At 44.6% G+C, this 12,717-nt stretch carries 10 protein-coding genes; 6 read left to right on the top strand and 4 right to left on the bottom strand.

Annotation, left to right across the window (positions count from 1 at the left end; all coding sequences use genetic code 11):
• Positions 1–8: 8 nt before the first annotated feature.
• Positions 9–155, bottom strand: a complete 147-nt coding sequence (locus QUA70_RS14190; protein WP_333347762.1) for a hypothetical protein — start codon at positions 153–155, stop codon at positions 9–11.
• Between the two features lie 211 nt (positions 156–366).
• On the opposite strand from QUA70_RS14190, the gene QUA70_RS14185 reads away from it, so the two are divergent.
• Positions 367–1,800, top strand: a complete 1,434-nt coding sequence (locus QUA70_RS14185; RefSeq protein WP_333347760.1) for an isochorismate synthase — start codon at positions 367–369, stop codon at positions 1,798–1,800.
• Between the two features lie 111 nt (positions 1,801–1,911).
• Here the strand turns inward: QUA70_RS14185 and QUA70_RS14180 are convergent, their stop codons facing one another.
• Positions 1,912–2,208, bottom strand: coding sequence for an antibiotic biosynthesis monooxygenase (locus QUA70_RS14180; protein WP_333347757.1), 297 nt, complete (start codon positions 2,206–2,208; stop codon positions 1,912–1,914).
• A 73-nt stretch (positions 2,209–2,281) separates the two neighbouring features.
• On the opposite strand from QUA70_RS14180, the gene menD reads away from it, so the two are divergent.
• A complete protein-coding gene (gene menD, locus QUA70_RS14175; protein WP_333347754.1) occupies positions 2,282–4,129 on the top strand; it encodes a 2-succinyl-5-enolpyruvyl-6-hydroxy-3-cyclohexene-1-carboxylic-acid synthase in 1,848 nt (615 codons plus the stop codon).
• A gap of 120 nt (positions 4,130–4,249) precedes the next feature.
• Here menD and grxC read toward each other — a convergent pair whose 3' ends face one another.
• A complete protein-coding gene (gene grxC, locus QUA70_RS14170; protein ID WP_333347813.1) occupies positions 4,250–4,564 on the bottom strand; it encodes a glutaredoxin 3 in 315 nt (104 codons plus the stop codon).
• 251 nt (positions 4,565–4,815) lie between these two features.
• Between grxC and QUA70_RS14165 the strand changes: the two genes are divergently transcribed.
• On the top strand, positions 4,816–5,031 hold the full coding sequence (locus QUA70_RS14165; protein ID WP_333328678.1) for a hypothetical protein: 216 nt from the start codon (positions 4,816–4,818) through the stop codon (positions 5,029–5,031).
• 173 nt (positions 5,032–5,204) lie between these two features.
• Here QUA70_RS14165 and QUA70_RS14160 read toward each other — a convergent pair whose 3' ends face one another.
• Positions 5,205–6,071, bottom strand: a complete 867-nt coding sequence (locus tag QUA70_RS14160; protein WP_333347752.1) for a WYL domain-containing protein — start codon at positions 6,069–6,071, stop codon at positions 5,205–5,207.
• A 96-nt stretch (positions 6,072–6,167) separates the two neighbouring features.
• Here QUA70_RS14160 and cas3 point away from each other — a divergent pair, with 96 nt between their 5' ends.
• The 3 genes from cas3 (at position 6,168) to cas10d (ending at position 12,670) form a co-directional block, all read left to right on the top strand.
• A complete protein-coding gene (gene cas3, locus QUA70_RS14155) occupies positions 6,168–8,348 on the top strand; it encodes a type I-D CRISPR-associated helicase Cas3' (RefSeq protein ID WP_333347749.1) in 2,181 nt (726 codons plus the stop codon).
• Between the two features lie 406 nt (positions 8,349–8,754).
• Positions 8,755–9,006, top strand: a complete 252-nt coding sequence (locus QUA70_RS14150) for a hypothetical protein (RefSeq protein WP_333347746.1) — start codon at positions 8,755–8,757, stop codon at positions 9,004–9,006.
• Between the two features lie 130 nt (positions 9,007–9,136).
• A complete protein-coding gene (gene cas10d / locus QUA70_RS14145; RefSeq protein WP_333347743.1) occupies positions 9,137–12,670 on the top strand; it encodes a type I-D CRISPR-associated protein Cas10d/Csc3 in 3,534 nt (1,177 codons plus the stop codon).
• Positions 12,671–12,717: the final 47 nt, after the last annotated feature.

Raw genomic sequence — 12,717 nt, 5'->3', positions numbered from 1 at the left:
TTACAATTTTATTGGTGAACAAACTCTACTCTGTATCGGGTTGAGTGCGCGGGGGGCATCCGTTGAGAGACTTTGCGGGCGATCGCACGCCCGGTAATGCCCGTCTGCAAACCTCTGCGGGGTCGATCGACTTTTGTCGAAATTGAGTCGCTCAATCTTAAAGTTTTATGTCTAAATGTTTCGATTAATCGCGCGTTGGCGAAGCCCTCGAAGAGGATCGTCTGTTTTTTGCCCCAAGCGAGCCCAAACTTTCCGGGAAACTCGAAAGGTCATGTTTTGCGATCGCCCTCCCGTGCTTAGATCGAAATAGGGGTTTTAGCCGGACAAACCCACACTCTATCTGACAAATCTGCTATTCTCGCTTTCATGACAGTAATACCGCACCGCGCTAATCTCTTGCAAAACCGCAATCAACTGCATCAGTTTCTGTTAAATTGCCAGCAGTCTTTAACCGAAAAAGATCGCACAAAAATAGTTAGTATTTCTCAGGAAATTTACCCCGTCGATCCGCTAGCTGTACTGCAAGAGATTTCCGAACCTTGTCAGCGGCACTTTTACTTTGAAAAAAGAAACCCAATTGTCGGCAACAGTTTTGCGATCGCAGCCCTCGATTCGGCAATCCATCTCACAGTAGCAGGAACCGATCGATTTACCTTAGCTCAAAATTTTATTCGTTCAACACTTGCCAATACAATTACCCTTGGTGCGGAACGCTTGCCATTTAGCGGGCCTCACTTTTTTTGCAGTTTTACTTTTTTTGATGAGAACATTTCGGCTAATTCTTACTTTCCGCCCGCTACCATATTTTTACCCAAATGGCAAATTTCCCGACAGAAAGATAGCTGCATTATCGTCGCCAATGCCGTCATAGAAAAAGATATAAACATTAAAAGCATCGCCGAAAATATCTGGCAAACATTTGATAAAATTGCCTCTCGAAAATACCATAAATTAACTACTGCGCTCGACAGTTCGATATCTTTGAAACAAATCCCCGTCAATGAGGCCAGTCAATTTAAAACATCAGTCAAGTCGGCTTTAGAATTGATAAAATCTCAATATTTTAGTAAAATTGTTTTATACCAAGCCATAAGTGTAATTTCTAAAACCCCTTTCAGTTTAATAGATTCCTTAAATAACTTGCGCCTCAGTTATCCAGATTGCTATGTATTTTCAACCAGTAACGGCAAAGGTCAAAATTTCATCGGTGCCAGTCCAGAACGCTTAATTAGCATTCACAACAATCAGTTATCAACAGATGCTTTAGCAGGTTCAGCACCGAGGGGAAAAACTGAAGCAGAAGATGCGAAACTAGCCCAGGGATTGCTAGAGAGTGAGAAGGATATTCGAGAACATCAAGTTGTGATTGATTTTATAGTCCATCACCTTTCTAAACTAGGCATAACCCCCAATTGTTCCCCAACTCCCAGACTGCTGCAACTATCAAACATTCAGCATTTGTGGACACCAATCACAGCTCAAATTCCCGCCGATATTCATTTATTAAAGATTTTAGCTCAACTGCATCCAACCCCAGCGGTAGCAGGCGTTCCGAGAGACATCGCCCTCGAACAAATTCGCCGCTGCGAAACCTGCGATCGCTCCCTCTACGCAGCACCCATCGGCTGGATCGATGCCCGTGGCAATGGGGAATTCGCGGTCGGGATTCGATCGGCATTAATCGACGGCGATCGGGCTATACTCTATGCTGGTAATGGTATTGTGGCAGGTTCCGAACCGGAAAAAGAACTAGCAGAAATTCAGCTCAAATTACAACCACTTTTAAACGCTTTGGTCTAATTAAACTAATTTTAATCCGCTCCCAGAAACCTGGTTTTTTACGAAAAGACGCGTTATAGCCCGAATATTCCGTAAAAACCCGGTTTCTTTGGTTGGAGTGGGTAAGTCATGTTAATTAATTTTCACTTCCTCAAAATGTTCTACTATGGGAAAAGGATTGTAAAAATGGTGCAGCATTCTTTTCCACTCTTGATATGCAGGGGAACTCCTAAATCTAATTGTATGAGCTTCTAAATTTTCCCATCTAACCAATAATAGATATTTTCCTTGAACTTGTGTGCAGCGATGAAGTTCGTGAGATAAATATCCATCTATAGACGCTATCAGACGGGAGGCTTCTCTAAAAGCTATCTCAAAATCCCCCTCACAGCCAGATTTGACATTCAGCACAACCGCCTCAAGAATCATAAAAATGTATCCTGACAATTATTTGGGTATAATATCGTAGCACAATACAGAGTTGAGCTACTCAGGTTTAGCAATGCCAATAGATTTTCGCAACACAAATACCGTCTGGGCTTCCGTATTAGCAGAGACATTGCAACGACTGGGATTAACTACAGCCGTGATTTGTCCCGGTTCGCGATCGGCACTGCTAACAATTGCCTTTGCCCAGAACAACAAAATAGAAACTATTCCCATACTAGACGAACGTTCAGCCAGCTTTTTTGCATTAGGAGTTGCCCAAAAATCCGGTTTACCAACCGCACTAATTTGCACATCTGGAACCGCCGCCGCGAACTTTTATCCTGCGATAATAGAAGCCAGAGAAAGTCGAATTCCGCTGCTAATATTCACAGCAGATCGACCTCCCGAACTGCGGGACTGTCACGCCGGACAAGCGATCGACCAAGTGAAAATCTACGGCAATTATCCGAACTGGCAAGCCGAATTAGCGATACCTTCTGCGTCCACAGGAATGCTAGACTATCTGCGGCAGACGGTAATGTATGCTTGGGAGCGATCGCAATTTCCAACACCAGGCCCCGTCCACCTCAATATCCCCTTTCGCGACCCGCTTGTACCCGTTCCAGACATTGCTGTAGAAGCTTTAGAAACACAGTTCAATCCCGAACATTTCTTTGCAGGATTAGAACCAATTTTTGCCGGAGAAAGCTCTACCCCCCCCAGCCCCCCCTTGTTAAGGGGGGGAGAAGAAAGTACCATGCAACAATGGCACAAGTGCAGCAAAGGGATAATTATTGCAGGCGTTGCACAGCCTCAATTTGCCGAAAAATACTGTAGTGCGATCGCCCAAATTTCCCAATTATTAAACTGGCCAGTTTTAGCAGAAGGACTATCCCCAGTCAGAAACTACGCCAAACTAAATCCCCATCTAATTTCTACCTACGATTTAATCCTGCGAAACCGCGAACTAGCAGATAAATTAACCCCAGAAATCGCCATTCAAATCGGAGACTTACCCACAAGCAAAGAACTGCGAAACTGGCTAGACAAAACCCAACCAAAACGCTACATAATCGACCCCAGCCACCACAACTTCGATCCGCTACACGGCAAAACAATTCACCTGCGAACCTCCGTAGAAAATCTCGCAACTAATCTCGCAACTATATTAACTCAAGTCCCCCCCCTTAACAAGAGCGAGTCAACTCAAGTCCCCCCCCTTAGCAAGGGGGGGTTAGGCGGGGTTCAAACCTCTCCCTCAAACGAATACCTCCAACTTTGGCGCAACACCGAAATCCAAGTCAGAGAAACAATAGATCACAAAATATCAGCAATTAACAACATAATCGAACCCAAAGTTTCCTGGCTGCTTTCCCAAATTTTGCCCCCAGCAACACCGATATTTATTGCCAACAGTATGCCCGTCCGAGATGTAGAGTTTTTCTGGAAGCCGAACAACTTAGAAATAAAACCGTTTTTCAATCGCGGCGCTAACGGTATAGACGGCACATTATCAACAGCTTTGGGAGTTGCTCACCGCAATCAAAGCAGCATCATCCTAACAGGTGATTTAACACTTTTGCACGATACAAACGGTTTTTTAATTAAAAATAAATTTGTCGGTCATCTGACAATCATATTAATTAATAACAACGGCGGCGGAATTTTTGAAATGTTGCCCGTTGCCAAATTTGACCCGCCCTTTGAAGAGTTTTTTGCCACGCCGCAGCAGATAAATTTTGCTCAGTTGTGTGTAACTTATGGCGTGGAACACGAGGTAATTGAGGATTGGGAACAGTTCAAAGAAAAATTAAATTTGCTGCCAAATAGCGGGATTCGCGTCTTAGAATTGCAAACAGACAGGCGATCGGATGCTAAATGGCGGCAAGACAATCTAGGTAAATTTGCCAAAGATTTGTAGTCACGATTTTTGTCAATAAGCCTTTCGCGGGCGGGCAAGATGCCCACCCCACAAGCAGAAAATTCACTCTTTGTGGAACAGGCATCTTGCCTGTTCTTGGGAATGCTGCAATATCTCAGTTTAAACTGCTGGTTGAGCTAGCAGCGGATCTAACTGTCCTTCTGCATCAAGTTTGTGAATGTCATCGCAGCCGCCTACGTGTTGCTTATTAATGAAAATTTGGGGTACGCTGCGGCGTCCGTTAGCGCGTTCGGCCATTGCTTTTCTAGCGGCTTCGTCGCCATCAATTTTGTATTCCGTGAAATTTACGCCTTTCCACCACAGCAAAGTTTTGGCGCGGATGCAGTAGGGACAGGTTTGCCAAGTATAGATTTCCACATTGGCTTTGATGCGATCGGGCTTACGGCCCAAGAGAGGATTGAGAAAATCAAGCATTTTCAGTAGGGGGGTAGGGGTGGAACTCATTTAGAAATCATACCAAGTGTATAAATTCCGCTGGTATTGGCGCATCTGCCAGAGGTGGGTTTTAAGCTGTGGGGCGATCGCCCTGTGACCGAAGTCACAACTTTACTCTACTCGGATCACTTGCTTTCACCCCTGACAATCACCTTCGCGGCCTCATTAATATCACCGATCTTTTGAGGAAACCAGAAGATGATAAATATATCGAATTCAACCGCACTGCCATGCACCCCGTACAACTTCTCCCCGGCGCTATCTCTGAAATCCTCGCTTCTGTAACCGATACAGGCGTTTTGACTCTGGCCGATCGCTACGGTTTGATGGCCGCCACCTTCGACGACTCTCTGAATGACGAAGACAGAGGCTGTGTCAACCGCTTGTTGCGGGCGGTGCTCAGAGGCCGAGTGACAGTAGTCAACGAACTTTCAGCAGCATTCTAATCGGGATTTGAAGTTTTGTTCTGAAGGCAAGGTGAGTCAGCGGTAGATGAAAATAGTGGAAACTCAGGCAGGAGTTGAAACAGCAGTAATTTGAATTCGATTTAAAGTTTTCTCCTCTAACTCAACAACGGTTTATTTGTCAAAGCAGCCTTTACAGGCTGCTTTTTTTTGATCTAATCGCGGATTTCGAGGTTGTACTGGCGGCAGAGGGCGATCAGTTTTTGTTGGAAGCGATCGCGCACTGACTCTGGGGCAACAATCGCGCAATCTTCCCAGTAAGGAGCGATTTCGCGAAAAAACCAGAAGGTATTTGAGATATTCCGAATCACTCGCTTGATAGGCGGATCGCCTTCTGGTTCGCTGACTTCCTCATCTTCCTGCTTGCGTCTGTAGTTAAAGGCAAGTCTGCCGGATAAATGAAATTCTACGGGAATCCGCGCTAAATTTGGCAGCCAAGGTTGATCGACCGAAATCACCGCAGCATCTTCAATGCGATCGAGCAGCAGCGTCCAGTTATGTTCGAGTCCTAGTACGTCTTGATTACCTTCCGATTCTTCGCAGCGACACATTAAATACTGTCGCTTTTCTATGGGGACAATGCGAGCGTGCAAGATGGTGTAATGCCAAAGTCGATCGGCTGCATCTCGATAGGAAAGGCGAAATGGTTGCTGTCTGTGGATAAAATTATCGATTTTTTGCCGCCAAGTAGGTAAGGGGTTGCTCAAAAACTGATCGATTTCAGCCCGGAAAGGGAGAGTCAGTTCGCTGCGATCGCTCAACAATTGGGCAATGGCCAGCGCTTCATCAGTTTTGCCCAAGTCAAGCAATTGCTGTCGGGCGATGTCTAGGGCTTTGATGCGGGTTTGCGGCCAATCGTGGTTGGGGGCGATCGTCAGTTGGCGGCGGGCGATCGCTTCTATCAGTTTGGATATGTTCGGGCGATCGCCCCACGTCTTCCCGAATTCTTGGGCCAAGGCTTCCAACTGGGCTTTATCTCGTTCAGAAACCGACAGGGTGATCGATTGACCTTTGCGACTCATAAATATACGGACACTTTCTCATTGTACAGGCTTGATTATCTCTATTGTCGGTGTCAATATGGGAATATCCAGTTTCTACGGACACAGATTCAGCATATGTCCGATTACCAAATTACTCTCAAATCCGTTTACTCCTGTCCCGCTGCGGAGATTCCCAAGGGAGTTAAATTACCCGAAGGTTGGAAACTTTCTTGGCATCAAGCCGAAACTTTAAAGGCAATTCGCAATCCCAATATTGATGTCATTTTCAACTTTGCTATCACTAGCGATGGCAAAAGTTTAGCTGCTTTTTTAGAAACATTGCAGACAGATTGTTGTGTAGTGGCGCTATATCCAACGAATGAACTGGCGCGAGATCAGGAGACTCAAATTCAGCGCTATATCGAACAATTCCAACCCGATCATCAACCCCGCGTTGTCCGACTCAGCGGCTCGGAATTAGAAATCTATGCAGAAAATGAAAAACTGAGAAAAGCAGCCGCGATCGCATCTCGCACAGGTCAATCAGAGATTTTATTAACTAACCCTGATATCTTGCACTATCTCCACCGAGGAGCGTATTTAAGCTCTGAAGATAGCCCAGATAAACTGTGGGGTCGCATCGACAAAGATTTTGACCTATCCATTTTTGATGAATTTCATGTTTTGGCGGCTCCCCAGATTGCCAGCGTCATCAATACTATGTTGTTAATTCGCAATACAAACCGCCGAAAAAAGTTTGTATTCCTGTCAGCAACTCCTGACGACAAATTAATTAGCAGACTAGAAATAGCAGGTTTTCGCTGTCAAACTATCGACCCTTTAAAAGCAGGCAAATATCAGTTTCCCGATCGCCCTGCTGAAATCGAACAGTTGAAAGCAGACTCCTGGCGGCAGATATTGAGGGAAAGTACGCTGACTTTTATTTCCCTAGAACCAACTTCAAAAGCTTCTGAAACTTGGCTGAAGGACAGCGCAAATCTCATCCTGACTCACTTTAAACACAATCCGGGAAGTAAAGGAGCTATTATCCTGAATTCAATTGCTGCCGTCAAGCGGCTGACACCATTTTTTCGGGAATTCTTCGCGCCTCACGGTTTAGTTGTGGGCGAAAATACCGGGTTGTCGGGAAAGAGGGAAAAAGAGCGATCGCTCTCGTCAGACTTAGTTCTCGGTACTAGCACCATTGATGTCGGGGTAGACTTCAAAATCAATTTGCTAATTTTTGAATCCGCCGATGCGGGCAACTTCATCCAAAGATTGGGAAGGTTGGGGCGACACGATGGGTGCGATCGCAATGGAGAGTTTATTCAGTTTAAAAATTTCACAGCCATCGCACTCACCCCTAATTTCTTAGTCGAACGCTTGTTTTCGGGTGAGACTGCCACTTTAGAGTCTAACGGAATTTACGATCGTCCTTTTTTCTATCAACAAATTCGCGAAAAGTACCGCCAAATCAACAATTTTGAGGGATATTATTCGCGGTGGGGTGCGGTGCAGTCAGTTCAAATTTGTTGGGAATTAGGGCACAAGACAATTAAACAGCAGTACGCATCAAGTCAGAAAGCTTTTCAGGAAGCTGCTCAAAAAGTATTTAAAACTAGCTTGGGGAAAGTGGCAGGTGATATTAAACAGTGGGGTAAAGAGTGGAAAGAGCGATCGGGAAATAAGACAGGAAATCCGATAGTTGAGGATGCTAGCAGTTTTCGAGGTTCTAGTCCCCTGCAATGCGGCATTTGCGATTTAACCGATTCCCATGAGGCAGACAAATTTAAAACCTACGAGTTACCAGGAATTTTGAGCAACTTGGAAATCGAACCGATGACGGAATCTGCATTTATGCGAATGTTGAACGAGACATCGGAACGCCTTGGGCAACCAATTGCCAAAGGTCGATTTAAACACTGTCTGGCTTTTTTGAAGTTGCACAGTTATCGGGAGGAAAGACTGAATTGGAAATTTACTTATTCGGGAAATTTAGAGGAAAATGCTTCTGCTTGGAAGGTTCAGGTTTTAACGGGGATTGAGGTTGTGCAACCTGAGAATTATTGGATCGGGGAAATCAACAAGCGTTTGAAGAAGCAAGCATTGGTTTGTTATGTGCTGCGCTATCCAGTGGCTGAAGTGCGATCGCGCCTGCGACTGCCGATGCACTTTCAGATTTATCCGATTTGCGATCGGTACAGTATCCACGATGCGACTGCACCTTATTCGATCGCCTTTGGGCAGTCGGCCCTGTTGGTGGACACGCTGGCCCACTGGCTCAAGAGCAAGGGGGATGAAATATGGATTGCGTAGAAGGTCAAGCCCTGATAGGGGTTTTGGTTAAATCAGGTAGGAAGGTAGAGGAACGAACGCCATTAGCAGCACAGGGCATCTTTTCAATCCCTAGTAGGGGGTTTAAGCTCTAAATAAAAATTGTAAAGCTTTTTCTACCTATCCACACCCTACATCAGTATACCAAGGATGACAACAATTGTTTAGATCATTTATACTCAGGCAATGGAAAGCTTCGCGGCTCTGTGAGCAACGATCGCGAGTAGGAACACAGATATGTAATCGCAGCCCTTCTTGTTCTTTAGACAGAACGGTTTTTAGCGTCACTTTATTTGGGTGGGGGTATAACACCCCCCTTCTGCTGCTGTTAGCAGTCAGCAGCCGTGAGTCTTTCCAGTCTGTAAAAACTAAACAGGAGACATTAACAATGCCAAAGCTAAAACGCTCTGGTGAGGGAGGGCCTTTGCTATTTATTCCCTATTCGCGGAAACCTTTTTTGGACAACAAAAAGAAAGTTCGAGGGAGAAATCGCCACCCCTTTGAGTTGCTGGAAAAAGTTCAGAACTTATTAGAAACTGCATTGGACAGAAATGAGTTTGAGTCAGAGGAGGTCAAAGCAGAAGTTTATGACTTTTTAGTAATCCTCCGAGGCTCTAAAAAGGTATCTCAAAGGCGCTAGATAGTAGCACTTTGCGAATTTTCAATAGTTAGGCTCTACAGGATTAGTGTAACTAAATCAGAGCCTGTAGAGCTTTTTTGTCAAAAAAAAGATAAGTGAGATTCTTTCATAGACTCCCTAGAGGCATAAAATGGCTAAAAAACGTCACAAACCAGACGAAGAGTACCAACAACTCTCATTAAATTTTGATATCCCAGTTAATTTGAACTCTGAACAATTAGATGATCCAGATGATGACTGGTTGCAAGATGAAGAATTAGGGTCAAACTTTCAAACGTCCGATCGCACAATCGAACCTCAAACTCGCGACTTACTAACGCTCAAACTCTTGCGAGAAGCCATTCAGAGTCAAAATCCAGGCGATCGCGTCATGGCAGACTTCGCAGAATATGTCTTGCCAAATCTGCTGCGAGTTGCCATTGGCGTAACAGCCAAAGGGGGCAAATTTTTTGACGAACTCGATCGCAAGCAAGGAAAAGAGAATGTGAGACGGCATAATGCAGGCGATCAGTCTCTAAATACTCACCTGCTAAATGGATTATTTCCTGCTAATTTAATTGAACAGCGGTTAGAAAAAATCGACACCACCGTGCGGCGAGCGGTGGGAGAAAAAGAACGGCGGTTAGTAATTGCTGGATTTATTCTCCACGACTTTGAAAAATTCCCCGATGTCCCCAACGATTGCCGCAAGTTACCGCTAGAACAGCACCGTCAAATTATTGATGAAAAAGTGCGACAGTTAGGAATAGATAGCTTCATCAATCCCGACGATCCAGAGGCTTATCGAGAATATATTGACGATTTGCTCTGCCTTGCTTACAACGCTCAGCGGCGTTGGGATACTAACTGGAATTTTTCCGAATTTGGGTTAAATCCAGTGTTGCGCGATCGCACACTCCGCAGTCTCTCAGACTTGACCTGTTTAGCAGATTCCCTAGCATCTATTATCAAACATCCCCAAGATGCAGAAAATACCAGACTAAACGAGTTAATCCACAGCCTCAGCGACGGGCAATTAAAATTTACTTATCACAGCATCGCTGAAAACAGAGGCGTACTTACTAACGTCGTCAATAACGCTTTAATGGAAGTGCATACGGCGCTGAATACCGACGATCGCACCTACTACGAACCACTGCTTTACTTACCAACAGGTGTAATTTACTTAGCTCGATCGGATGCTCCTGCTATTTCAATTGTAGACTTACCCAAACGAGTAGTTAGCAAGATTAAACAACTCTGCGCCGGACAATTGCAACGGCGACAAACTGGTTTTGGCAGAGATGGTAAAGGCATGAAATATGCCGACTACTATAACCTGTTTTTTGATACGTCAGAGTTGATGCTAGTTGCTGTTGATGCTACTTTACGCATTCTCAAAATAGGAAAAAACTCTGTTGCCAAAAGTCGCAGCGATAATCTGATAAAATTTCAGCGTCAGGATGTTTTGTCTGCTGATTATAACTTCAACTTTGACGACGATATTCGGATCGATCAGATTGCTGAACTTGGCGACTTAGTGAGTCGCAAGATTTGGGGAGAACAGGTTAATACCATCGAAGCGGCACGCAAGAAAGACAAAAAACTACCCGCCCTAACTCATCTAGATATTGTAGATGAAATTGCTAAGTTTTGGAACCTGTCCGACTATCTACCAGCCCTAAGAGAAATTCAACGGATTAATGAACGCCTCAAAGAACTTAAACTAAAAGGCAATACAGGCGGCGTTCCTTACGAATGGTACTATTTAGCAGCAAAGTACCTAGAACATCACCCAGGAATTGAGGATGTGCGGCAAGTTTGCGAACAGGCGATCGCCCACATTTCCCAAATGATAAAACCCATTCTTTCACGGTACAAATTGTCAGACTGTTGGGATGATTTGTGGCTGTGGGTAACATGGTACTATTTAGCAGCAAAGTACCTAGAACATCACCCAGGAATTGAGGATGGCCGGCAAGTTTGCGAACAGGCGATCGCCCACATTTCCCAAATGATAAAACCCATTCTTTCACAGTACAAATTGCCCGACGGTTGGGACGATTTGCGACTGTGGGTAACGCGGGTTGTCATGTTACCCGGAAAGACACCCTTGGACACAGCATCCAGTGACGTATTTTTAGATGAGTTGGAACGCTACCAACTCGCTAAGAAACAGGGTAGAGGAAGACAGTTAATCTGTTCAATTTCCCATTCAGCTTACACGGTGACAGAACAAATGGAATCAGCCGTTTTGTTCACGCCTCAAGTTTACACTAATAAACAAATGTTGGGAGGTTCTAACGCTAAACGCAATATTTCTAGTATTGCAGGTTTGGAAATGATGCTGAGGCAAATTTTAATGAATCAAACTCAAGCTGTGGGCAAAAAATTTGAAGATGGCAAATATCGCTATCTCTATTTTTATCCCACATATTACTTCACCCCAGAAACAAATAAGTTTCTGCAAAAAGCCTACACTAGCATTTTCCAAACTCGCTTTGATACCAGCATACGCAATCATTTTATCAGCAAGGATTTGCAAGCCGATTTTGGACGCGATCGCTACCAAAGCATCGATGCTTTCCTCATAGATGAAAACATCGAACCAGGAAAAGACCGCACCTTCAAACTTTCCTATCCCGAAGACCAGCCCCTAACATTTTACTTCATGGCGCTTCCCCCCGGTAGAGATGCAACTGATACCGAATCTTGGGTAATGCCAGCTTGGCTAGCTTTTGCTTTTCCCATGATTCTAGATGTTAAAACCGTAGTTTCAGAGTCGCCAATTCCGCCTTTTAACGACGGTGCAGAATTTGAAGAAACCGTATTTTTTGACAGTGTACCCCAAGCTTTTAGGGTATTGACGAAGCGCGATCGCTTCCGCCTCGACTATATCCTAGAAGGTTGGGAGGAAAACGGCAAATCTTATCCTGCACCTTTAAATGTCTTAACTGCTGCTTATGCCATTCACCTTGATGTTAATGCGAAACAGGGGAAGTCCGGCTATGACTCCAACTGGGGAAAATTAACTGAACTCGCCACTGATTTTGAAACCAGCCCTCTTTATGTGTTTAGCTACCTCAATAAGTGGGTGCGGAAACAGAAAAATGAAACGGCGCCAATTCAAAAAATCAAGCTTTATGCTTATCATTTTTACCCTTGTTTTGACGCTTATGCCCAATATAATCATGAAGAGGAACGATTGACTGTGACAACAGCATCAAGTTTAAACCACCCCCAAAAATTGACGGAATTGTATCGCAGATTTTACCGTGCAAGTAAGCGATATAATCCCAAGGCAAATGCTGTGCTGAAACCGATTGATATTGCTTCTAAAACCATCCTGGAAGCCGATCCAAGTTTTCAGGGGAATGCTTTAGTTTCAGTTGTGGCTGCTGAAGTTTCAAAGCTCATGGATCGCGTTCACTCTTCTACTGCTGAAGGACGCTGGATTTTCAGCAAGCGAGAGCAAGAACGAGAGGCCATTTTAGAGTTTGCTTGCTACTTTGTTGAGGAGGTATTTGAGAAATCATTTGCAGGCGATCGGGCTCGTTTAGCCGGCCGCCAAATCAACTTAATCCGAGATACCTGCGAATTCCTTTACCGTTTAGAAAATGACAAAGACAATCGCGATAGAAATGACAAATCTCCTGACGGATCTCACGAAGAAGGTGATGATTAAAGCTGAATCTCTTGTTCGATCGGCTACAAGCTAACTACAAAACTAAC

The sequence above is a fragment of the Microcoleus sp. LAD1_D5 genome (genome assembly GCF_036702115.1).
Taxonomy (GTDB): Bacteria; Cyanobacteriota; Cyanobacteriia; order Cyanobacteriales; family Microcoleaceae; genus Microcoleus.
Note: the sequence above shows the minus strand (reverse complement) of the source record. Positions and strands in the feature narration are given on the sequence as shown.